The sequence below is a fragment of the Candidatus Amarolinea dominans genome, assembly GCF_016704685.1.
Taxonomy (GTDB): domain Bacteria; phylum Chloroflexota; class Anaerolineae; order SSC4; family Amarolineaceae; genus Amarolinea; species Amarolinea dominans.
Genome location: NZ_JADIZS010000022.1, coordinates 85,436 through 104,572 on the forward strand (window position 1 = coordinate 85,436; position 19,137 = coordinate 104,572).

32 protein-coding genes and 1 pseudogene are annotated in these 19,137 nt (G+C 56.5%); 32 read left to right on the forward strand and 1 reads right to left on the reverse strand.

Features of this window, described 5'->3' with window-relative positions; all coding sequences use genetic code 11:
• Positions 1–526: 526 nt before the first annotated feature.
• The 10 genes from IPF85_RS15715 to IPF85_RS15760 all read left to right on the forward strand — a co-directional run bounded on the left by IPF85_RS15715 (position 527) and on the right by IPF85_RS15760 (position 4,657).
• A complete protein-coding gene (locus tag IPF85_RS15715) occupies positions 527–688 on the forward strand; it encodes a hypothetical protein (protein WP_343409021.1) in 162 nt (53 codons plus the stop codon).
• Positions 655–1,221, forward strand: a complete 567-nt coding sequence (locus IPF85_RS15720; protein WP_343409022.1) for a UDP binding domain-containing protein — start codon at positions 655–657, stop codon at positions 1,219–1,221. The genes IPF85_RS15715 and IPF85_RS15720 overlap by 34 nt, the downstream gene beginning before the upstream one ends.
• 43 nt (positions 1,222–1,264) lie before the next feature.
• On the forward strand, positions 1,265–1,513 hold the full coding sequence (locus IPF85_RS15725) for a type II toxin-antitoxin system HicB family antitoxin (RefSeq protein ID WP_343409023.1): 249 nt from the start codon (positions 1,265–1,267) through the stop codon (positions 1,511–1,513).
• Positions 1,513–1,737, forward strand: a complete 225-nt coding sequence (locus IPF85_RS15730) for a type II toxin-antitoxin system HicA family toxin (RefSeq protein ID WP_343409024.1) — start codon at positions 1,513–1,515, stop codon at positions 1,735–1,737. The genes IPF85_RS15725 and IPF85_RS15730 overlap by 1 nt, the downstream gene beginning before the upstream one ends.
• 217 nt (positions 1,738–1,954) lie before the next feature.
• On the forward strand, positions 1,955–2,500 hold the full coding sequence (locus tag IPF85_RS15735; RefSeq protein WP_343409025.1) for a hypothetical protein: 546 nt from the start codon (positions 1,955–1,957) through the stop codon (positions 2,498–2,500).
• A complete protein-coding gene (locus tag IPF85_RS15740; RefSeq protein WP_343409026.1) occupies positions 2,488–2,958 on the forward strand; it encodes a hypothetical protein in 471 nt (156 codons plus the stop codon). Before IPF85_RS15735 ends, IPF85_RS15740 begins: the two co-directional genes overlap by 13 nt.
• Positions 2,959–3,069: 111 nt before the next feature.
• Entirely contained in the window at positions 3,070–3,375 is a 306-nt protein-coding gene (locus tag IPF85_RS15745) for a DUF2442 domain-containing protein (protein ID WP_343409027.1), read from the forward strand.
• On the forward strand, positions 3,372–3,758 hold the full coding sequence (locus tag IPF85_RS15750) for a hypothetical protein (RefSeq protein WP_343409028.1): 387 nt from the start codon (positions 3,372–3,374) through the stop codon (positions 3,756–3,758). The genes IPF85_RS15745 and IPF85_RS15750 overlap by 4 nt, the downstream gene beginning before the upstream one ends.
• 97 nt (positions 3,759–3,855) lie before the next feature.
• Positions 3,856–4,155 (forward strand): NAD(P)-binding domain-containing protein, encoded by a 300-nt coding sequence (locus tag IPF85_RS15755; protein ID WP_343409029.1) that lies wholly within the window; start codon positions 3,856–3,858, stop codon positions 4,153–4,155.
• Positions 4,112–4,657, forward strand: a complete 546-nt coding sequence (locus IPF85_RS15760) for a nucleotide sugar dehydrogenase (protein WP_343409030.1) — start codon at positions 4,112–4,114, stop codon at positions 4,655–4,657. The genes IPF85_RS15755 and IPF85_RS15760 overlap by 44 nt, the downstream gene beginning before the upstream one ends.
• A gap of 134 nt (positions 4,658–4,791) precedes the next feature.
• Here IPF85_RS15760 and IPF85_RS15765 read toward each other — a convergent pair whose 3' ends face one another.
• Positions 4,792–5,856, reverse strand: coding sequence for a Fic family protein (locus IPF85_RS15765; RefSeq protein ID WP_343409031.1), 1,065 nt, complete (start codon positions 5,854–5,856; stop codon positions 4,792–4,794).
• Between the two features lie 343 nt (positions 5,857–6,199).
• On the opposite strand from IPF85_RS15765, the gene IPF85_RS15770 reads away from it, so the two are divergent.
• From IPF85_RS15770 to IPF85_RS15875, 22 genes and pseudogenes are all read left to right on the forward strand, one after another.
• Positions 6,200–6,754, forward strand: coding sequence for a hypothetical protein (locus tag IPF85_RS15770; RefSeq protein ID WP_343409032.1), 555 nt, complete (start codon positions 6,200–6,202; stop codon positions 6,752–6,754).
• Positions 6,751–7,230 carry a hypothetical protein gene (locus IPF85_RS15775; RefSeq protein ID WP_343409033.1) on the forward strand — a complete coding sequence of 160 codons (480 nt, stop codon included), beginning with the start codon at positions 6,751–6,753 and terminating at the stop codon, positions 7,228–7,230. Before IPF85_RS15770 ends, IPF85_RS15775 begins: the two co-directional genes overlap by 4 nt.
• Positions 7,231–7,318: 88 nt before the next feature.
• A complete protein-coding gene (locus IPF85_RS15780) occupies positions 7,319–7,744 on the forward strand; it encodes an NAD-dependent epimerase/dehydratase family protein (RefSeq protein WP_343409034.1) in 426 nt (141 codons plus the stop codon).
• A 280-nt stretch (positions 7,745–8,024) separates the two neighbouring features.
• A complete protein-coding gene (locus IPF85_RS15785; protein WP_343409035.1) occupies positions 8,025–8,291 on the forward strand; it encodes a hypothetical protein in 267 nt (88 codons plus the stop codon).
• A complete protein-coding gene (locus tag IPF85_RS15790; protein ID WP_343409036.1) occupies positions 8,281–8,625 on the forward strand; it encodes a type II toxin-antitoxin system PemK/MazF family toxin in 345 nt (114 codons plus the stop codon). Before IPF85_RS15785 ends, IPF85_RS15790 begins: the two co-directional genes overlap by 11 nt.
• Positions 8,615–9,124 carry an NAD-dependent epimerase/dehydratase family protein gene (locus IPF85_RS15795; protein ID WP_343409037.1) on the forward strand — a complete coding sequence of 170 codons (510 nt, stop codon included), beginning with the start codon at positions 8,615–8,617 and terminating at the stop codon, positions 9,122–9,124. Before IPF85_RS15790 ends, IPF85_RS15795 begins: the two co-directional genes overlap by 11 nt.
• 98 nt (positions 9,125–9,222) lie before the next feature.
• Complete coding sequence (locus tag IPF85_RS15800; RefSeq protein WP_343409038.1) at positions 9,223–9,780, forward strand: hypothetical protein; 558 nt, start codon at positions 9,223–9,225, stop codon at positions 9,778–9,780.
• 44 nt (positions 9,781–9,824) lie between these two features.
• Complete coding sequence (locus IPF85_RS15805; protein WP_343409039.1) at positions 9,825–10,244, forward strand: hypothetical protein; 420 nt, start codon at positions 9,825–9,827, stop codon at positions 10,242–10,244.
• A 258-nt stretch (positions 10,245–10,502) separates the two neighbouring features.
• Entirely contained in the window at positions 10,503–10,649 is a 147-nt protein-coding gene (locus tag IPF85_RS15810; protein ID WP_343409083.1) for a hypothetical protein, read from the forward strand.
• 747 nt (positions 10,650–11,396) lie between these two features.
• Positions 11,397–11,840, forward strand: a complete 444-nt coding sequence (locus tag IPF85_RS15815) for a hypothetical protein (RefSeq protein ID WP_343409040.1) — start codon at positions 11,397–11,399, stop codon at positions 11,838–11,840.
• Positions 11,837–12,046, forward strand: a complete 210-nt coding sequence (locus tag IPF85_RS15820; RefSeq protein WP_343409041.1) for a hypothetical protein — start codon at positions 11,837–11,839, stop codon at positions 12,044–12,046. The genes IPF85_RS15815 and IPF85_RS15820 overlap by 4 nt, the downstream gene beginning before the upstream one ends.
• A 13-nt stretch (positions 12,047–12,059) precedes the next feature.
• The gene (locus IPF85_RS15825) at positions 12,060–12,221 is read left to right on the forward strand and encodes a hypothetical protein (RefSeq protein ID WP_343409042.1); all 162 of its coding nucleotides are present in this window, start codon (positions 12,060–12,062) and stop codon (positions 12,219–12,221) included.
• Positions 12,222–12,457: 236 nt separating this feature from the next.
• Positions 12,458–12,922, forward strand: coding sequence for a hypothetical protein (locus IPF85_RS15830; RefSeq protein WP_343409043.1), 465 nt, complete (start codon positions 12,458–12,460; stop codon positions 12,920–12,922).
• A complete protein-coding gene (locus IPF85_RS15835; protein WP_343409044.1) occupies positions 12,922–13,359 on the forward strand; it encodes a hypothetical protein in 438 nt (145 codons plus the stop codon). Before IPF85_RS15830 ends, IPF85_RS15835 begins: the two co-directional genes overlap by 1 nt.
• Positions 13,360–13,652: 293 nt before the next feature.
• A complete protein-coding gene (locus IPF85_RS15840) occupies positions 13,653–14,216 on the forward strand; it encodes a hypothetical protein (protein ID WP_343409045.1) in 564 nt (187 codons plus the stop codon).
• Positions 14,204–14,683 carry a hypothetical protein gene (locus IPF85_RS15845; protein WP_343409046.1) on the forward strand — a complete coding sequence of 160 codons (480 nt, stop codon included), beginning with the start codon at positions 14,204–14,206 and terminating at the stop codon, positions 14,681–14,683. The genes IPF85_RS15840 and IPF85_RS15845 overlap by 13 nt, the downstream gene beginning before the upstream one ends.
• Before the next feature lie 469 nt (positions 14,684–15,152).
• Positions 15,153–15,422, forward strand: coding sequence for a hypothetical protein (locus IPF85_RS15850; protein WP_343409047.1), 270 nt, complete (start codon positions 15,153–15,155; stop codon positions 15,420–15,422).
• The gene (locus IPF85_RS15855; protein ID WP_343409048.1) at positions 15,422–15,652 is read left to right on the forward strand and encodes a type II toxin-antitoxin system HicA family toxin; all 231 of its coding nucleotides are present in this window, start codon (positions 15,422–15,424) and stop codon (positions 15,650–15,652) included. Before IPF85_RS15850 ends, IPF85_RS15855 begins: the two co-directional genes overlap by 1 nt.
• Before the next feature lie 138 nt (positions 15,653–15,790).
• Positions 15,791–16,182, forward strand: a pseudogene (locus IPF85_RS15860) (NAD-dependent epimerase/dehydratase family protein); the annotation flags it as partial.
• Positions 16,183–16,278: 96 nt separating this feature from the next.
• Positions 16,279–16,548 carry a hypothetical protein gene (locus IPF85_RS15865; protein ID WP_343409049.1) on the forward strand — a complete coding sequence of 90 codons (270 nt, stop codon included), beginning with the start codon at positions 16,279–16,281 and terminating at the stop codon, positions 16,546–16,548.
• A 2-nt stretch (positions 16,549–16,550) separates the two neighbouring features.
• Entirely contained in the window at positions 16,551–16,784 is a 234-nt protein-coding gene (locus tag IPF85_RS15870) for a type II toxin-antitoxin system HicA family toxin (RefSeq protein ID WP_343409050.1), read from the forward strand.
• A gap of 237 nt (positions 16,785–17,021) precedes the next feature.
• The gene (locus IPF85_RS15875; protein ID WP_343409051.1) at positions 17,022–18,437 is read left to right on the forward strand and encodes a helix-turn-helix domain-containing protein; all 1,416 of its coding nucleotides are present in this window, start codon (positions 17,022–17,024) and stop codon (positions 18,435–18,437) included.
• Positions 18,438–19,137 lie beyond the last annotated feature (700 nt).

The window sequence follows — 19,137 nt, forward strand, 5'->3', positions numbered from 1 at the left end:
GGTAGTAGGTCATAAGGGACTTGCCACAAGCCGTCGCGTAGAACGTTTGAGCGAAAACAGAACTGTTCCTACAGGTTGTATGCGATTTGCCAATGACCACAAGCTGTTGTATAAAACTTCGCGAGCTGAAAGCAGCGCTGCTTAGGGCAGGATTCATCCGGCGGGCAGGTAAAGGCAGTCACACACCTCCGGAGTTCCCTTCCGCGCACACGCATGGTGACTCATACGAAGAAGCTGCCAGGCGCGGGCGAGAGGTCCTCGATCTGCTACAGGAGTGCTACACAGAAGCACACCATCCCTTGCCTGAGCCTGTAGGCTTTGAGTTGGTTACGGCGTGAAATGCAAATATGATTGCCGATGGCGAACATGCGCGACATCATTGCGTTGTGCCTTGCGACGAACCGACCTACACCGTCAACGCATAGCATTTCACATCACACGTTGAAATTCGTGGCAAGAAAACCCATTCGTGGCCGAAGGACGATACAGAGTCATTCGATGAAAGACCAACTTCTTTCCAAGATTCATGATCACACCGCGGTTCATCGAGCGCATCGTGCCGGTGTCATCCACCCAGGCGGCGGAGATGGTGAAGCTGCTGGAGAACACCTTCCGGGCGGTGAACATCGCGCTGGTGAACGAGATCGCGGTGATGTGCGACAAGCTGGGGCTGGATCCTGGGAAGTGATCGAGGCGGCCGCCACCAAGCCTTATGGCTTCATGAAGTTCACGCCGGGGCCGGGGGTGGGCGGGCACTGCATCCCGCTGGATCCGTTCTATCTGTCGTGGAAGATGAAGACGCTGAACTACAACGCCCGCTTCATCCAGTTGGCCGGCGAGATCAACAGCGACATGCCGCGCTACTGGGTGGCGAAGGTGGTGGATGCGCTGAACGAGGCCGGCAAGCCGCTCAAGGGCAGCAATGTGTTGGTGTTGGGGGTGGCGTATAAGAAGGACATTGACGATGTGCGGGAGTCGCCCGCGCTGGACATCATCGAGCTGCTGCGTCAGCGGGGCGCCGATGTGCGCTACCATGACTCTTACGTGCCAGTTATCCGCCACAACGGTTTCGCGATGGCCGGCGAGACCGCCCTGGACGCCGCCCTGGCCGCGGCCGACTGCGCGGTGGTGGTGACGGATCATGCGTGGTATGATTGGGCGGCGATCAGGCAGCGGATGGAGTTGATCGTAGATACGCGACATGTGGTAGGACGGGAGTAATAGCCGGTATCGCGACGAGGGCAAACGGGAGGAAGCTGACGACATGTTGACAGAATATCTGGGCACAGCTTTGGAATCGGCGCACTACGAATTGATTGACGACTTAGAGCCGTACTACGGTCACATTCCGGCCTTGAAAGGTGTCTGGGCGGTCGGTCAGACGTTGGAGGACTGCCGCCGGCGCCTGGCAGCGGCGTTAGAGGATTGGGTGCTCTTCAGTATCGCTCGAGGTATGGAGTTGCCAAGCCTGGGCGACGTCGCAATTCGGCTTCCGCAGCGAGTGGCCGTCTGATGCCTGGACGTCTCGTGCCGGTGTCGCGTCGTGAGTTCATCCGACGCATGTTGCGACTGGGCTTCGAGGGTCCGTTATCTAGCGGGCGCCACGAGTTCCTTGTACGCGCTGATCGCCGGTTGATCGTCCCGAACCCGCATCGCGGTGACATCAGCGTTGACCTGCTCGTGCGTCTGCTGGATGAAGCCGGTGTGACACGCCAAGAATGGGAAGCAAGCGCTTGAGGTAGTCAACCTTCTTCGGTCGCTGGCGCTGGACGTGATCGAGCTGCTGCGACACAAAGGCGCGGACGTGCGCTACCACGAAACCCTTTGTGAAAATTAGTGAAATTCGTGGCAAAAACCCAATCTTTGCCACGAATGACACGAATTACCACGAACAGGAAAACAATTCGTAAAAACTCGTGGCAGAGAAAGAAATCCATGAATCACTCTCTCGATCGTGAAACGTCGCGGCTCAACACCCGCGCTGGTGTGGCTTGTCGTCGTGGGGATAGCCCTCGTTGGTCTGATGGCAATGTCCAACACACTGCTTGTAGATCTGACCTCATCGGCGCCGGCGAGCGTTGCGCAGGCGCCGCTGGCGCCGGGCACGGAAGGACTGCTGCGCCAGACCGCCAGCCATCTCTCGAAGCTGCTGAGCGGTGCCAGCGTCGGCGGCTTCCCAGGCTTCGAACCGCCGAAAGATGACAAAGAGTATCAGCGCAAGGTCAGAGAGCGGGATTACAAGGCTCAAGACGTCAACGATTGGGCCAAAGAGATCACCAATTTTCTGAGCCAGATCGTGAAAAAGAATCCTGGCATGTCACTTGAAAAGATATTGCAGGAACAGGGATTGTCGGAGTTTCAGGTTGACGACTTTGTCGGAGCCTTGAAGAACCTACACTATACAGCGGATGGAATGAAGGGCTCCGGCGTGAGTGCAGAAACAGTCGCGAGACTAGAGACGCTGATGGAAAAGTTGAGGGTTCCCACATGGGGCTATTAGGTAGTTATCGCGAGTTCCGGCGGCGACAGAACGGATTACTAATTTGGTTGCGTCTGGAGGAATGGCCCAAAGATATTCCTCTTGCCCCAGGGACGCGGGTTGCCGAAACGGGCGAGGGGCCATTCGATCCATACTGGCGCATCGTTCTGGAACCCGACAAGACGATTGAAGTGGTAGTCGGATGGTTTGTCGTACCGCTTGGCTTTGAGGAGACCATTGCTTGGTATCGGACCAAGTTGGTGGAGTTGGGTTGGACAAATGGATCAAAAGATGGATACGTAATGTCTGAGAAGGCATTGTTGCGCTTTCAGCATCCGGAGACACATGTGCAGTTAGAAGCAAGCATCCAATGGTGGCAGTATAAAGAAGAAACCACCGCCATGATCCGCCGCATCGTCGAGCATCCCTGGTCGCCGGTCGCGGAGCAACCCCTGGAGCTGACCGCCGAGATCGCCTGACGCAGCGTCAGGGATACGGGCGCTGAGCGAGGATCTCCTGCTCAACTGGGATTTGGCAGTCTCTGGTGAGCCGCCTTTCAGGATCGCGCCACTACAGTAGGAATACAAAAGATGTTGATTGATGTCGTGAAGGTGGCGCCTTATCCAGACTTTACCCTGGAACTTGAGTATGCTAATGGAGAGAGACGCCAATTCGATACAACTCCCTTGTTGACGCTCCGCCCCTGGACAACCCTGGCGACTTGGTCACTGTTTCGTTGGGCGCGGGTCGAATATGGTACAGTCGTTTGGCCTGGCGACATTGATATCGCTCCTGAAACGCTCTATGAGTGCTCGAAACCGATCGTGGGGGAGTTGGGAGAATCTGCGATGGGCAGCCATAGTCAATCGGTTGACACGAACCAAGAAAACGCATGAATCAAATGCCACAGGGCGTAATGTTAGGGGAGACGGGTGAAGGGCCGTTCTCCCCCTACTGTGACTTGATTCTCAAGAACGACCAAACGATTCAAGCAATCGTTGGTTGGTTCATTATACCCCTGGCGCTTTCTGAAACGATTGCCTGGTATCAAGTTGAGATGGCGAAACAGGATTGGGCATATCAAGCAGACAAAAGCTCGCGACTTGCAGAATCGGCGATTTTGCGCTTCGAGCAATTGACCACCAGTCTCCGCGCCATGATTGATCTGCGAGCACGATCGCACATCCTGCAGACGGACGCCATGATCCGGCGCATCGTGGTGCATCCCTGGGCGCCGGTCGCTGAGCAACCCCTGGAGCTGACCGCCGAGATCGCCTGACGCAGCGTCAGACCACGAATCAAAACCCTTCGTGAAAATTAGTGAAATTCGTGGCAAAAAACCCATTCGTGGCCGAAGGACGATACAGAGTCACTCGATGAAAGACCAACTGCTTTCCAAGATTCACGATCACACCGCGGTCGTGGCCGTGATCGGCCTGGGCTATGTGGGCCTGCCGCTGGCCGTGGCCTTCGCTGAGAAGGGCTTCCCCGTCGTCGGCATCGAAGTGGACGGCAGTAAGGTCGCCGCGGTTCAGCGCGGCGAGTCGTACGTGCAGGATATTCCATCGGAGCGGCTGGCAGCGCTGACGAACGACGAACGACGAACGATGGAGGGCCATCAGCCACCCTGGCATGTTGGTGGTGCTGGAGTCCACGACCTATCCGGGCACGACTGAGGAGTTGCTCTTGCCGATGCTGTGCCAGGCCATGGGGGTCGAGCGCTGCGCGGTCGGCCAGCAGTTCTTCCTGGCCTTCTCGCCGGAACGCATTGATCCGGGCAACCAACGGTATACGGTGGAGAACACGCCGAAGGTGGTGGGCGGGACCACGCCGGCCTGCCGGGAGGTGGCCGAGGCGCTCTACGGGGCGATCATCGAGCGGATCGTGCCGGTGTCGTCCACCCAGGCGGCGGAGATGGTGAAGCTGCTGGAGAACACCTTCCGGGCGATGAACATCGCGCTGGTCAACGAGATCGCGGTGATGTGCGACAAGCTGGAGTTGGATCCCTGGGAAGTGATCGAGGCGGCCGCGACCAAGCCCTACGGCTTTATGAAGTTCACGCCGGGGCTGGGGGTTGGCGGGCATTGCATCCCCCTCGATCCCTTCTATCTTTCCTGGAAGCTCAAGACGCTGAACTACAACGCGCGCTTCATCCAGTTGGCCGCTGAGATCGCCTGACCCAGCGCCAGACTACGAATCAAAACACTTCGTGAGAATCAGTGAAATCTGTGGCAAGAATCTCCGTCCTTGGCATGATGATCTCTTGTCCTGAGGAGATTGCCTACCGCATGGGTTTCATCGCCCTGGACACCTCATGGAGCAGAACGTGCGAGGCGATAGCGCACGGCGCGACCCTGACCTATCCGTTCAACTTTTTGCAGGTCTAATAGTTTGTTTATGACCTGACTCACCGTGGGACGAGCAACTCGGGTGTGTTGGACAATCTGTAAAGGTGATGCTTCGGGCACAGTTTGCAGATAACGCCAGACTGCCAGTTGATTGGGCGACAACGTCTTCTCAAAATTTGCGTCAGAGAGTAAGGCAACCGCCATCTGTGACTGTAATCGGACGATCTTTAAGAAAAAAGTGAGCCAGGGAACAATGTTTTCTTGCTCAGAGCCGAGCGTCTTTTGGCTAGTGCGCAAGGCCAGGTAGTAGTCTGGTTTGTTGTCTTCAATCAGCTTTTCGTGCGAGACATAGGGCATGTAAAGATAGCCAGCTTTGAGCAATAGCAAATTGGTCAGAATACGCGATAGGCGACCATTGCCGTCCTGAAAAGGATGAATTTGCAGGAATTCAACCAGAAAGTTGCCAATCACTAACAATGGATGAAAGGCGCCGGTCTGCAATGCTTGTGTGGTCCATGCAATCAATTCCTGCATGGCAGTGGGCGTTAGGTAGGTAGGTGTCGTGTCAAACAGAATGCCGATCGATTGACCGGCTGCATCAATCATATGCACCTTGTTGTCGATTTTCTTATAGTCGCCGCGGTGCAACGCATCTTTTTCAACGTACTTGAGCAGTTCTTTGTGAAAATGCTTGATGATGCTTTCACGCACAGAAAGTTCCTGCCAATTCTCGAAGACGTTCTGTAACAATTCAAAGTAGCCGGTTACTTCTTGACTGTCGCGGTCGGCAAAACGTTGGATGGCAATGCCACGCATGAGTTTTTCAATCTCTTCATCAGAGAGGCGGGCGCCTTCGATGCGGGTTGAAGCGCCAGTTGACGTGACCAGCACGGACTGTTTGAGGCGGGCTAAAGTTTGGGGATTGAGTTGAACGCCGCCTATCCACCGGCCTTTGAGCTCATCAATCTCGGCAATAGCGGTTAGGATGGTAGGCGGAAGCAGTTGCAAGCGTTGGTCAAATTGATCCATAGCTAGACATCCTTTCTCACATAGTCTGTGTATGAGATTATATGAGATTATATGAGATTTTTCAAAATCAGACTAGACGCTCATGCGTTGGATCCCTGCGCCAACCGTGGATGAAAATGCAGCGCAAATTTGTAGTGTCCACGAACATGTCAAACACTTAACATAAGACGTGACGCGCCATTTTGGCCGATTAGATGTGTGCTTCCCCGGCGCTAATGGCCATTTGTGGCGGAACACGTCCCGACGATCCGCTGGCGCCGCGGCCGGGACTGTTCAAGATGTTAGTGGACACTACACGAACAGGAAAACAATTTGTAAAAACTCGTGACAGAGAAAGAAATTCATGAATCACTCTCTCGATCGTGAAACGTCGCGGCTCAACCCCGCGCTGGTGTGGCTTGTCGTCGTGGGGATAGCCCTCGTTGGTCTGATGGCAATGTCCAACACGCTGCTTGTGGAGCTGACTGCATCGGCGCCGGCCAGCGTTGCGCAGGCGTCGCTGGCGCCGGGCACGGAAGGACTGCTGCGCCAGACCGCCGGCCATCTCTCGAAGATGCTGAGCGGGGCCAGTGTCGGCGGCTTCCCAGGCTTCGAGCCGCCAGACGACGATAAGCGCTACAAGGACAAGATTCGCAATCAATCGTATAGCGGAGAAGAGGCGAATTACTGGACGAAAGAGATCAACAACTTTCTGAGTCAGATCGTCAAGAAGAATCCCGGCTCGACGCTGCAAGAGATACTGCAAAGGCTGGGTTCGACATCAGCGGAGATTGACGACTTTATCAAGGCGTTACAGCAGACGTACAGCACTGCCGAAAGTATGGAAGGTTACGGCGTGAATGAGATCACGGTAGAGACGCTGAAATCTCTGTTGATCACTTTGGGAGTTTCTCTATGATCAGAGCACCTAGCCCGCGTCCGATCAAGCGACGCCGCGACGAGTTGTTGATCTTTTTGCATCCCGATGAGTGGGCGTCGGATGTGCCTTTGCCGGAGGGAAGCACGATTGTCCATTTGGGCGAAAACCATGAAATACCGTTTCACCCCCAATGGCACTTTTTCCTTCAACCCGATCAGACGGTTGAACTTCTGGTTGGATATTTCATCTTGCCGCTCTCGTTTGAAGATGCCATTGTCTGGTATCAGACTGAATTGGCGAAGCAGAGTTGGATACGCGGGCCCAAAGAAGGCTATTATATGCCGCCTAAAGCGTTGCTGCGCTTTCAGCATCCCGAGACTTGCGCTCGGGTAGAAATAAGTCTTTTATGGTGGGATCATCGGCAAGAGACCACCGCCATGATCCGCCGCGTGGTCGAGCATCCCTGGACTCCGGTCGCGGAGCAACCCCTGGAGCTGACCGCCGAGATCGCCTGACGCAGCGTCAGACCACGAATCAGAACCCTTCGTGAAAATTAGTGAAATTCGTGGCAAAAACCCCCCCCATTCGTGGCAGGCATATCACATGAACCCTGACTGGCCCAACAACACCACCTTCTGGCGCAACAAACGCGTGACCGTCACCGGCGGCGCCGGCTTCCTCGGCTCCTTCGTGGTGGAGAAGCTGCGCGAGCGGGGCGCGGCCCACATCTCCATCCCCCGCCGCCAGGACTACGACCTGGTGCAGCGCGATGCCGTGCTGGCCCTGCTGCACGACGCGCGGCCCGACCTGATCATCCACCTGGCGGCCAGGGTGGGCGGGATTGGCGCCAACCTGACCCATCAGGCCGAGTATTTCTACGAGAACCTGATGATGGGCACGCAGCTCCTGCACGAAGCCTATGTGGCCGGTGTGCCCAAGATCGAGGATGTCGGCGTGCTCAAGGCCGTGCATGCAGGTCTGCGTCGGGCGGAAACGCCTGAGGAACTGCGCCGCCTGTATCAACGGTAGCCGTGAGATTTCGACGCGGCCCACTGTAGGGCAGTCAGCTTCAATCTGTGTGAATCCTGACAATCCGTATCATCCATGTCCTTATTTTCAGGACAGGCGACACGATTGAGGACACTGATAACGATGAAAAGCGGACGCTGATTATCGCTGAAACAACTGATCACGCAGATCAATTCAGATCAGCGTCATCTGCGTCCCGCATTTTCACATCAGCGAGCCATAGATCGGGCGTGAGTGTGCGTATTCATGGGGAAGCAGGCTGAAAGGTAGGAGGTAAATCATGCTAACAATCGCTTATTCTCAGGTTCAAGAGCTAGTCATGCGCCTGCCAGTCAAGAAGCTACCACTGGCCTACGATCTATTGGCTAGTCTAGTTGAGGAGAAAGAAGCTGAACCATTGTCTCCTCAAATCCAATTCATGCTTTTGCCTTTGGCCGAGCGACGACACCTGATGGCACAACAAGCAGAAAAGATGGTGACATATTATGAGCAGTCGGCAGTAGAACGGCAGGCATGGCAGATGGAAGACTTCAGCGATGCGTATTAACCGTGGCGAGATTTGGCGGGTGAGCCTGGATCCAACCATCGGCAGCGAGATTCGCAAGACACGTCCAGTTGTCGTTGTCAGTTCTGATGCCATAGGCGCGTTGCCAATTAAATTGGTGGCTCCGCTCACTGAGTGGAAGGATTACCTTGCTCAGAATATCTGGCACGTGAAGGTTGCGCCAGATAGCACGAATGGACTGACGAAAATATCAGCGGTTGATACTCTGCAACTACGGGGGGTAGATACTCAACGGTTCGTCCAGAAACTGGGCAGTGTCTCTCCTTCAGTCATGCGGTCAATCGTAGCGGCGATAGCAGCAGTGATTGAATACTAGCTCGTCTTCAAGCATTGCGGGGACGAGGTGGTGGTTTCCCGCATGTCGGACCTGGCCCAACAGCCACACCTTCTGGCGCAACCAACGCGTCACCGTCACCGGCGGGGCCGGCTTCCTCGGCTCCTTCGTGGTGGAGAAGCTGCGGGAGCGGGGCGCGGCCCATATCTTCATCCCCCGCCGCCAGGACTACGACCTGGTGCAGCGCGATGCCGTGCTGGCCCTGCTACACGACGCCCGGCCCGATCTGATCATCCACCTGGCGGCCAGGGTGGGCGGGATTGGCGCCAACCTGACCCATCAGGCCGAGTATTTCTACGAGAACCTGATGATGGGCACGCAGCTCCTGCACGAGGCCTACGTGGCCGGTGTGCCCAAGTTCGTGGCTGTCGGCACCATTTGCGGCTACCCCAAGTTTGCCCCCATCCCCTTCAGGGAAGAAGACCTGTGGAACGGCTACCCGGGACAGGCCTGCGCGACCTGGCAGACGACGTGCGGCTGAAGCAATGGCGGCCGGCGCAGCTTAATTTAGGGTGATGCAAGTACGAATTACCACGAATCAGAACAATTCGTAAAAACTCGTGGCAGAGAAAGAAATCCATGAATCACTCTCTCGATCGTGAAACGTCGCGGCTCAACCCCGCGCTGGTGTGGCTTGCCGTCGTGGGGATAGCCCTCGTTGGTCTGATGGCAATGTCCAACACGCTGCTTGTGGAGCTGACCGCATCGGCGCCGGCGAGCGTTGCGCAGGCGTCGCTGGCGCCGGGCACGGAAGGACTGCTGCGCCAGACCGCCAGTCATCTCTCGAAGCTGCTGAGCGGGGCAAGCGTCGGCGGCTTTCCAGGTTTCGAGCCGCCAGGGGATGACGACAAGTATCGGCGCAAGATCGAGGAAAGGTCGTACACGGCCGAAGAAGTCAACTACTGGGTCAAGGAGATTAACAACTTCCTCGGCCAGATCGTCAAGAAGAATCCCGGCATGTCGCTGGAAGAGATTTTGCAGAAGCAAGGGTTGAACCCAGAACAGATTGTCGCATTCATCAGGGCTTTGCGAAACATACATTCGATCACCGCAGGAATGGAAAGCATTGGAGTCAGCGGAACCACGACAGCGGCTTTGGCCGGCTTGATGAACACCCTGGGAGTCTCTCCGTGGTGAGCGCACCTGGCTCCCTTTCATTTCAGCGAACTCACGATGGCATCATGGCTCATTTGGGTGTGGACGAATGGCCTGCGGATGTGCCTTTGCCTGCAGAGGCGGCTGTCGTTGAAACAGGAGATGGCCCTTTCTGGCCTTACTGGCGCCTGGTGTTGGAACCCAACCGGACGGTGGAGGTCGTTGTTGGGTGGTTCAAGACGTCGCTGCCGGTGGAAGAAGCCGCTGAATGGTTCGTGAACGAGATGGCAAAACTGGGCTGGCAATCGGACCTGACCGGGTATCAGCAAACGGCTGGGTGGCACGAGCTTAGTTTCGGGCATCCTGTGTCCGGCGTCCGCGTCGAGATCAGTCTTCACGACTGGCCGTATAAGCAGGAAACCACCGCCCTGATCCGGCGCATCGCCGTGCATCCCTGGGCGCCGGTCGCTGAGCAACCCCTGGAGCTGACCGCCGAGATCGCCTGACGCAGCGTCAGACCACGAATCAAAACCCTTCGTGAAAATTAGTGAAATTCGTGGCAAGAAAACCCCAATCTCTGCCACGAATCACACGAATTACCACGAATCAAAACACTTCGTGAAAATTAGTGAAATTCGTGGCAAAAACACCCAATCTCTGCCACGAATGACACGAATTACCACGAATCGAAACCCTTCGTGAAAATTAGTGAAATTCGTGGCAAAAAACCCATTCGTGGCCGAAGGATGATACAGAGTCACTCGATGAAAGACCAACTTCTTTCCAAGATTCATGATCACACCGCGGTTGTCGCCGTCATCGGCCTGGGCTACGTGGGCCTGCCGCTGGCCGTGGCCTTCGCCGAGAGGGGCTTTCCCACAGGGTCACACAAATTCGGAATGCTATCCTGAGGGAGTGGGCGTCTGAGTTTGACTTCTCTTGCCGCCGCAGTCTATAATAGCACCCTCTTGCCCAAGAAAACGATCCCGGCACGATCCAAGCCGGAATCCGCCTCAACGCCGAGCGCGGCAAGAAGGTCCTCATACGCTTCTCCAGACCTGAGGACCGCACCGGGCGGCCGCCCGGTGCGGTGTGAAACCCACATGTCCGCGCCCGTTGCAGCGTTCCGCTCCGGCGCGGCCCAGCGCAGGTTATTTTGGCTGCCCGCATCGCGCTGGCGGCACTGCGGAGCTTTGGCCCCCTGCCCGGCCCCGGCAATGCGACGCGAATGAACGCAGCTTCTCATTGATGGATGCGGACACGCGGATGAACGCGACCTGGGGCGCTCTTGCACCGAAAAGAAAAACGATGTTGAAAGATATGCGACATCCTTTCGACCTTTGCCAAGATCAATCAATTGACGCTGACTCCCGGTGTTTTGTGAGCCTGCCCGCGTGGGCGACCGCAAGGGTGCGCTGAGAAGATACCCCAACAGCACCCTGACCTGCCGCAACCAACGCGTCGTTGTGACCGGCCCTTCGACAAGCTCAGGGCAGGCTTTGTGTCGGCTCGTTCAGCGTCGCGAAGCGCCAGGCCCGCAAGGGCCCGATCCGTGATTAATCGGGAGTGGCTTATGATGGCACAAACGGCTCGCGACCGATTGGCGCTGCGTAGCCGAGACGAGCTCGCAGAAGTTGTTTTTTTGCCAGGAAACGTCCATGAAATTACCGCCAAGTAATGAGTTGGGTGATCTGCCACCAGGCGTGCATCGTACGACGATGGAAGTTGTTGTTGAGCGATTTGGCCACGGTTCGGAGCAGCGCAGACTGGTTACCAGGCGCTTGCTTCACATCTTCGTTCTGGCGCAGCGAACCGATCATCTTTCACGTCTGATTGTGTTTGGAAGTTACGTGACGGACAAGCTGAACCCAAATGATGTTGATGTCATCCTCGTCATGGACGATGAGTTTCGTTTAGGGCATTGTCCCATTGAAGCAAAAGGGTTGTTTGATCATGCCACGGCCCAAGCTCGTTATGGGGCAAGCATCTTCTGGGTCAGGCTAGGTCTGCTGTTTGGTGAGACGATCGAGGATTTCGTCAGTTATTGGCAGATCAAACGAGATGGCTTGAAGCGTGGCATTGTCGAGGTGGTACCAGCATGATATCCAATGATCACGAAGTAGAGATCAGCCAACAGCGGATTGCGCAATTTCAGCGTTGGCTGGCGCAATTGCGCAGAACAGCGCGTCTTGATGAGTTCGAGGCGGTCAGCAGCGGGTACAGGTTGGAGATTGAACGGATGCAAGCAGAAGTCTTGGAGTATCTGCTTTGCCCCCTGCCTGTCGAACGCGAGCTGCAACTGGCTTGAAGTCATCGAGACGATGACGCCAGCGCAAAACCCGCAACTGCAATCCTTCTGGCCCGCCAGCAACACCTTGCGGCACAGCCCGCGCGTGCTGGTGACCGGCCGCCGCGGGGTGCTTGGGCCGGCACGGCGTGGCGAAGCTGCGCGAGCACGGCGCAATCCAGATCGCAGTCGTTGATCGTGACCGCTACGACCGGCGCGACCTGGCAGACGACGTGCGGCTGAAGCAATGGCGGCCGGCGCAGCTTAATTTAGGGTGATGCAAGTACGAATTACCACGAATCAGAACAATTCGTAAAAACTCGTGGTAGAGAAAGAAATCCATGAATCTCTCTCGATCGTGAAACGTCGCGGCTCAACCCCGCGCTGGTGTGGCTTGTCGTCGTGGGGATAGCCCTCGTTGGTCTAATGGCAATGTCTAACACGCTGCTTGTAGATCTGACCTCATCGGCGCCGGCGAGCGTTGCGCAGGCGTCGCTGGCGCCGGGCACGGAAGGACTGCTGCGCCAGACCGCCAGCCATCTCTCGAAGATGCAGGGTGGGGCCAGTATCGGCGGCTTCCCAGGCTTCGAACCGCCAGACGACGATAAACGCTACAAGGACAAGATTCGCAATCAATCGTACGGCGGAGAAGAGGCGAATTACTGGGGGAAAGAGATCAATAATTTTCTGCGGCCAATCGCGGACAAGAATCCGGGCTTGACGTTGGAGCAGATCCTGCAGCGCGCGGGTTTGTCACCCGAACGGATTGATAGTTTCTTGACGGGGCTGAAAAACGCGCACGCTACGATTAAGGCTCTTGAGGGGTATGGAGTAACACCTGAAACGGTTAGAACCCTTGAGACTTTGATGAAGACACTGGGAGTTGCGCCATGGTAATGACTAACAGTCTGCGCCCGATTGTCAGGGGCTACAACCAAATCAAGTTCCATCTGCGCATGGAGGACTGGCCGCAGGATATTCCTTTGCCGGAAGGGGCAATCTCGGTGGAAATGGATGGCAAGCCCTTGTGGCCTTATCAGGTAGTTTACCTTGAGCCGGACAAAACCGTTGAGACTGTAAACGGTTGGTTCATCATGCCGATCTCGATTGAACAGGTCTTTGCGTGGTATCCGGCCGAAATGGAAAAGCGCGGCTATCAGGAGGAGAAACGCTCGCATACCTTGCCGACATGGGCTTGGCTGCGCTATCATCACCCTGAAACTGATGTCAGTGCGGAAATCAGCATCCGATGCAATCCCCACCTGTGTCAGACGCGGGCGATGATCCAGCGCAGCGTGATTCAGCCGTGGTCGCCAGAAGTAGAGGCACAGTGATTGACGACCGACCGTGATGCAAGGCGGGTGATGAAGCCGTGGTGACGCGAATGCGGCCCTGATGAAGCTGGCTGCCCGAATTGATGACCATGAGTCAAAACACTTCGTGAAAATTCGTGAAATTCGTGGCAAAAAGACTCAATCTCCACCACGAATGACACGAATTACCACGAATCAAAACCCTTCGTGAAAATTAGTGAAATTCGTGGCAAAAACCCAATCTCCGCCACGAATGACACGAATTGACACGAATCAGAACAATTCGTAAAAACTCGTGGCAGAGAAAGAAATCCATGAATCACTCTCTCGATCGTGAAACGTCGCGGCTCAACCCCGCGCTGGTGTGGCTTGTCGTCGTGGGGATAGCCCTCGTTGGTCTGATGGCAATGTCCAACACACTGCTTGTAGATCTGACCTCATCGGCGCCGGCGAGCGTTGCGCAGGCGTCGCTGGCGCCGGGCACGGAAGGGCTGCTGCGCCAGACCGCCGGCCATCTCTCGAAGCTGCTGGGCGGGGCCAGTATCGGCGGCTTCCCAGGCTTCGAACCGCCAGGGGATGACGACAAGTACCGGCGCAAGATCGAGGAAAGGTCGTACACGGCCGAAGAAGTCAACTACTGGGTCAAGGAGATCAACAACTTTCTCGGGCAGATCGTCAAAAAAAATCCGGGCTTGTCGCTGGAGGAGATATTGCAGAGGCAGGGTTTGTCACAGGTTGAGACCAGAGAGCTCGTCGAAGCGCTTCAAGGCACGCACAACACAGCCAAGGTTTTGTCAGAATACGGCGTGAATCCCGAAACGGTCAAGATACTTGAATCGCTGCTGAAAACATTGAGGGTGCCTTTATGGTCATACTAGGTGGACTACGCCCGTTCGAGCGGCTACATGATGGTATTCAGGTCCGATTACGGCTTGAGGACTGGCCGACGGATGTGCCACTGCCGGCAGAGAGCGCAATCGCTAGGGTCGGGGAAAACCATGAAATCCCGTTGCATTCCTATTGGCGCATTGTTCTCGAACCGGAGCGCACGGTCGAAGCCATTGCCGGTCAGTTCATCTTTCCACTCTCGTTAGACGCGGCAATCGCCTGGTATCAGAGCGAAATGGCAAAATGCGGCTGGATCGAGCTGACCGAAAAAGGCTACAGAATGCCTGCATCCGCGGCGCTGCACTTTGAGCATCCAGCGAGCAAGGTCCGCGTTGTGGTTGGCTTGCGCGACTGGCCAGAGCGAAAAGTGTCAGACGCCTTCATCCGCCGCATCATCGAGCATCCCTGGTCGCCGGTCGCGGAGCAACCCCTGGAGCTGACCGCCGAGATCGCCTGACGCAGCGTCAGACCACGAATCCAAACCCTTCGTGAAAATTAGTGAAATTCGTGGCAAGAAAAAAAAATAGACCCAATTTTTGCCCCCGAAGGCACCAAATAACCCCCCCCCCCCCCCCCCCCGAAAAAAAAAGAAAAAAGTGCGGGAAAAAAAAAAAAAAAAAAAAAAAATGTTTGGCGCCAAGGGCGCCGATGTGCGCTACCATGACCCCTATGTGCCGGGCATCCGCCACAACGGCTTCGAGATGGCCGGCGAGACAGGCTACTGAGCCGCGGCCGACTGTGCGTGGTGGTGACAGATCATTCGTGCTATGATTGGGCCTCCATCAGGCAACACGTGCGCCTGATCGTTGACACACGACACGCAGTGTTTTGATATGGCAGGTGGCGACTGCACTCAGGGTAGGGTTGGGTGACTGGGATGGTGATGGGCAGCCGCGCAAGAGAAGCGAGATGACAGGAGAACAGCGATGCAACTTCAGATAACTATCGAGGTGTGGGATAAGGGGAAGTGGTTTGTGGCGACCTGTCCCGAATTGGACTTCATGGCCCAGGGCCCGACGCGTGAACAGGCCAGGCTTAACTTACTCGAAGTGATCAATATCCAGTGCCAAGAAATGACCGCCATGCATACGTTGAATGACTACCTGAGCGAGTGCGGCTATGTGCGACAGAACGGATCATTCATTGCGCAATCTCAGATGGTCGCCCTGGAACGTCAGGCCGTTCAGGTGGCTTGATGCCTAGAATCACACCTGTTGACTGGAAGACGCTTGTAAAGGTATTTGAGTTATACGGATGCCTTTACAAGCGCAAGGAAGGCTCACATCATATCTTGGTGTGTCCAAAAGCCCGTCGCGCCGTGGTGATACCCGAGTACGCCGAAATTGATCCGGACATCGTCAAGAATAATATGCGTACGGTCGGTATGACGCGTGAGGAGTATTTCGAGTTGCTGAGCAAGGTGTGAAAGAGCGAAGTGAATGCGCCGGCGCTGGACATGATCGATCTGCTGCGCCACAAAGGCGCGGACGTGCGCTACCACGAAACCCTTCGTGAAAATTAGTGAAATTCGTGGCAAAAAAACCATTCGTGGCAGGCATATCACATGAACCCTGACTGGCCCAACAGCGCCACCTTCTGGCGCAACAAACGCGTCACCGTCACCGGCGGGGCCGGCTTCCTCGGCTCCTTCGTGGTGGAGAAGCTACCGGAGCGGGGCGCGGCCCACATCTCCATCCCTCGCCGCCAGGACTACGACCTGGTGCAGCGCGAGGCCGTGCTGGCCCTGCTGCACGACGCCCGCCCCGATCTGGTCATCCACCTGGCCACCAGCGTGGGCGGGATTGGCGCAAACCGCGAGCATCCCGCTGAGTTCTTCTACGACAACCCATCGACAGGCTCAGGACAGGCCTGATGATGGGTGTGCCGTTGCTGCACGAGAGTTGGGTGGCGGGCGTGGAAAAGTTCGTGGCACTGGGAACGATTTGCTGCTACCCTAACCCTTCACTTCGACAGGCTCAGTACAAGCGACAGGCTCAAGACAAGCGACAGGCGCAGGGCAGGCCTTTGCATCGCGACAGGTAAGGAGAAACCGTGAACATAGACTATACCATTCAGGTTTGGAGGGAAGATCAGCAGTTCGTGGCGCATGCCATGCCCCTGGATGTGATGAGTTCAGGACCGACGCCAGCCGGGGCGCGTGCAGCCCTCTATGAGGCCGTTGAGCTCTTTTTGGCCACGGCGGCCGCCATGGATAGCCTGGACGAGATCCTGGAAGAATCTGGCTATGCGTTTAAGCAGGGAGAATGGTTCAGCCCCATTTGGGTAGCCATGGAGCGGCACTCCACCCCGATTGCGGCCTGAGCATGGCGAGAATCACACCTGTTCCCTGGAGACTTCTGGAAAAGGTCTTTTTGGCGACCGGCTTTCAGTTTGCACACCAACAGGGAAGCCACCGCGCCTACACCAAGCCAGGCGTCCTGAGACCGGTTGTGATTCCTACCTATGATGAGGTCCCGGTTTCAATTATCCGCAACAATCTGAAGATAGCAAAAATATCCAGAGACGAATATTTTCGACTTCTGGACCAAGTGCGATAGCATCCGACCTGGTCGCCTTCGTGTAATTCGTGGTTACCGTATTCGTAGTTGCTCTGGAGAACCGTACCAATGCACAATGCGTGGCCAAACAGCCCCGAATTCTGGCAAGACCAACGCGTCACCGTGACCGGCCGCCGCGGGCTTCCTCGGCTCCTTCGTGGTGGAGAAGTTGCGGGAGCGAGGCGCGGCCCCCCCTGCCCCCAATTCTGGGGGAGAACGGTTGCAGCGTACCACTGAATGGCAGCGACCTCTTTGATCCCAGAAAACCTGCACGACTTGATTGCCCAAGGTGAAGGACAGCGAGTGGAGTTCAAGCGCTCGCTGGCCGAGCTGGAAACAGGCGCTCGCAGCGTGACAGCCATGGCTAACGCTGACGGCGGCATCGTGCTGTTCGGTGTACGGGATGACGGCACGATCTCAGGGGTGGAGATGGGCGCCCAAACAAAGGAGCGGGTCGTTCAGGCCGTCACCGCCAACACCGACCCCACTCTCTACCCGTCGGTGGAGGTTGTAAAGCTCGGCGAACAGATCATCATTCTGGTGACAGTGCCTGAAAGCCAGGATAAACCGCACCTGGTGCAAGGCCGGGCTTACAAGCGCGTGGGCGCGGCCGATGTGCAGATGAGCCGGGGGGAGTACGAACGGCTATTGTTGCAGCGTCAGCAGGTTGAGTTTGACCACCAGCTTGTGAAAGGGGCAACCCATGCCGATCTCGATGAGGCAAGACTGGAATGGTACATCCGCCAGCGAGCTGAGAGGCGTGGGATCAGGACGCCTACTAGTTCAGTACGGGAAACCCTGATTAATCTTGGCGCCCTGGTCGAGGAGAAAGGCGAGCTGACGCCGACCGCAGGCGGTCTACTCTTTTTCGGCAGAGATCCGCAGCGCTTTTTCCCTCACAGCGAGGTGCGCATCGCCCGTTTCAAGGGCACAACCATGGGACACTTCATTGACAGCGTTGATCTACGGGGCACGCTGCCAGAAATGATTGACGAAGCCGAGCGTTTCATTCGGCGCAACACTCGGACGGCTGCCAAAGTGGTGGGTTTCAAACGCCGCGAGATCAGCGAATATCCCCACGAAGCCACGCGGGAGGCCATCTGTAATGCTGTCTGCCACCGGGATTATTTCATGGACGGCTCGACAGTGCGTATCATGATCTTTGATGATCGTATTGAAGTCAATAGCCCCGGCTCTCTACCACCTGGAGTCACGATAAAGAATATCGACCGCAAGCACGTCCTGCGCAACAAGCTCATCGCCAACTATTTGTACGACATCTATTACATCGAGAAATGGGGAACGGGCATCACGAAAATGCGGGGGCTGATGCACGAGCATGGACTGGCGGAACCGATCTTCGAGGATTTGAAGAGCTTTTTCTCCGTGACCTTCTACGGCCCTGGAGAGAAGATATTGAACTTGATCCCCGAAGAAGGTGTGGTTGATCTGCGAGAGCTGGGACTGAACGAACGACAAATCGAGGCGCTGCGGCTAATGGTCAATGAAGGGGTTGAGTTGAGCAATAGAGCGTATCGGGATATGTTTGCCGTCTCCCGTCCAACGGCGACGCGAGACTTGAGGAAACTGGTGGAGACAGGGTGGGTGCGGGAGACCGGAAAGGGACGGAGCCAGGAATATGCAGCACAATGAGGCGATTAGTGAAAAAATGAGGCGATTAGTGAGGCGATTAAGCCCCTCGGTTAGGGCTGAACGAACAGCAGCTACGAGCCTCAGAGCAAGGTGAGCCATGAGATGGCCCATCGGGAGTTGTCAGAACTGACAACAAAAGGGTTAATCGAGAAGCGGGGCGCAGGAAGAGGGACTTACTACATACTGGTTGATGAGTTGATGATTAGGTTGATGATTAGTTGATGATTAGTTGATGATTCCTGACGATTGGCCATAGCACGGCCCGAAAGAGCCCGTCTTCGAGGAGCGAGGGAGCATCTTACTTATATGACCCAATTACGGCAGTCCAACCACGAATCCTTCGGCTGCGCTCAGGACAGGTCCCACGAATTGACATGAAGGAAATCTTAGCGTGAATTCGTGGCAAAACGGAGCTCTCGCCACGAATTGCACGAATTGACACGAACAGAGAGACTTTAGTGCACGGGGCAGTCGGGAACAAAAAAAAAAAGCCCGGGCGGAGGGCGGGCCCCCGGGGGCAAAAGCCGGGGGGGGGGCCCCCGGGCCCAAGGAGCCCCCCCCCGCCCCGGGGGGGCCCGGGGGGCCCCCCCCCCCCCCCCCCCCCCCCCCGGGCGGGGCCCCCCGCCGCCCGCCCCCCCCCCCCCCCCCCCCGCCCCGCCCGGCGGCGGCGGGCGCCCGGCCGGCCCCCCGGGGGGGGGGC

Excerpts from the sequence above, each read along its gene's own strand:
- IPF85_RS15715 (WP_343409021.1), top strand. The coding sequence starts at position 527 with ATGATCACACCGCGGTTCATCGAGCGCATCGTGCCGGTGTCATCCACC.
- IPF85_RS15725 (WP_343409023.1), top strand. The coding sequence starts at position 1,265 with ATGTTGACAGAATATCTGGGCACAGCTTTGGAATCGGCGCACTACGAA.
- IPF85_RS15730 (WP_343409024.1), top strand. The coding sequence starts at position 1,513 with ATGCCTGGACGTCTCGTGCCGGTGTCGCGTCGTGAGTTCATCCGACGC.
- IPF85_RS15740 (WP_343409026.1), top strand. The coding sequence starts at position 2,488 with ATGGGGCTATTAGGTAGTTATCGCGAGTTCCGGCGGCGACAGAACGGA.
- IPF85_RS15745 (WP_343409027.1), top strand. The coding sequence starts at position 3,070 with ATGTTGATTGATGTCGTGAAGGTGGCGCCTTATCCAGACTTTACCCTG.
- IPF85_RS15750 (WP_343409028.1), top strand. The coding sequence starts at position 3,372 with ATGAATCAAATGCCACAGGGCGTAATGTTAGGGGAGACGGGTGAAGGG.
- IPF85_RS15755 (WP_343409029.1), top strand. The coding sequence starts at position 3,856 with ATGAAAGACCAACTGCTTTCCAAGATTCACGATCACACCGCGGTCGTG.
- IPF85_RS15760 (WP_343409030.1), top strand. The coding sequence starts at position 4,112 with ATGTTGGTGGTGCTGGAGTCCACGACCTATCCGGGCACGACTGAGGAG.
- IPF85_RS15765 (WP_343409031.1), bottom strand. The coding sequence starts at position 5,856 with ATGGATCAATTTGACCAACGCTTGCAACTGCTTCCGCCTACCATCCTA.
- IPF85_RS15770 (WP_343409032.1), top strand. The coding sequence starts at position 6,200 with ATGAATCACTCTCTCGATCGTGAAACGTCGCGGCTCAACCCCGCGCTG.
- IPF85_RS15775 (WP_343409033.1), top strand. The coding sequence starts at position 6,751 with ATGATCAGAGCACCTAGCCCGCGTCCGATCAAGCGACGCCGCGACGAG.
- IPF85_RS15780 (WP_343409034.1), top strand. The coding sequence starts at position 7,319 with ATGAACCCTGACTGGCCCAACAACACCACCTTCTGGCGCAACAAACGC.
- IPF85_RS15785 (WP_343409035.1), top strand. The coding sequence starts at position 8,025 with ATGCTAACAATCGCTTATTCTCAGGTTCAAGAGCTAGTCATGCGCCTG.
- IPF85_RS15790 (WP_343409036.1), top strand. The coding sequence starts at position 8,281 with ATGCGTATTAACCGTGGCGAGATTTGGCGGGTGAGCCTGGATCCAACC.
- IPF85_RS15800 (WP_343409038.1), top strand. The coding sequence starts at position 9,223 with ATGAATCACTCTCTCGATCGTGAAACGTCGCGGCTCAACCCCGCGCTG.
- IPF85_RS15805 (WP_343409039.1), top strand. The coding sequence starts at position 9,825 with ATGGCTCATTTGGGTGTGGACGAATGGCCTGCGGATGTGCCTTTGCCT.
- IPF85_RS15810 (WP_343409083.1), top strand. The coding sequence starts at position 10,503 with ATGAAAGACCAACTTCTTTCCAAGATTCATGATCACACCGCGGTTGTC.
- IPF85_RS15815 (WP_343409040.1), top strand. The coding sequence starts at position 11,397 with ATGAAATTACCGCCAAGTAATGAGTTGGGTGATCTGCCACCAGGCGTG.
- IPF85_RS15820 (WP_343409041.1), top strand. The coding sequence starts at position 11,837 with ATGATATCCAATGATCACGAAGTAGAGATCAGCCAACAGCGGATTGCG.
- IPF85_RS15825 (WP_343409042.1), top strand. The coding sequence starts at position 12,060 with ATGACGCCAGCGCAAAACCCGCAACTGCAATCCTTCTGGCCCGCCAGC.
- IPF85_RS15830 (WP_343409043.1), top strand. The coding sequence starts at position 12,458 with ATGTCTAACACGCTGCTTGTAGATCTGACCTCATCGGCGCCGGCGAGC.
- IPF85_RS15835 (WP_343409044.1), top strand. The coding sequence starts at position 12,922 with ATGACTAACAGTCTGCGCCCGATTGTCAGGGGCTACAACCAAATCAAG.
- IPF85_RS15840 (WP_343409045.1), top strand. The coding sequence starts at position 13,653 with ATGAATCACTCTCTCGATCGTGAAACGTCGCGGCTCAACCCCGCGCTG.
- IPF85_RS15845 (WP_343409046.1), top strand. The coding sequence starts at position 14,204 with ATGGTCATACTAGGTGGACTACGCCCGTTCGAGCGGCTACATGATGGT.
- IPF85_RS15850 (WP_343409047.1), top strand. The coding sequence starts at position 15,153 with ATGCAACTTCAGATAACTATCGAGGTGTGGGATAAGGGGAAGTGGTTT.
- IPF85_RS15855 (WP_343409048.1), top strand. The coding sequence starts at position 15,422 with ATGCCTAGAATCACACCTGTTGACTGGAAGACGCTTGTAAAGGTATTT.
- IPF85_RS15870 (WP_343409050.1), top strand. The coding sequence starts at position 16,551 with ATGGCGAGAATCACACCTGTTCCCTGGAGACTTCTGGAAAAGGTCTTT.
- IPF85_RS15875 (WP_343409051.1), top strand. The coding sequence starts at position 17,022 with ATGGCAGCGACCTCTTTGATCCCAGAAAACCTGCACGACTTGATTGCC.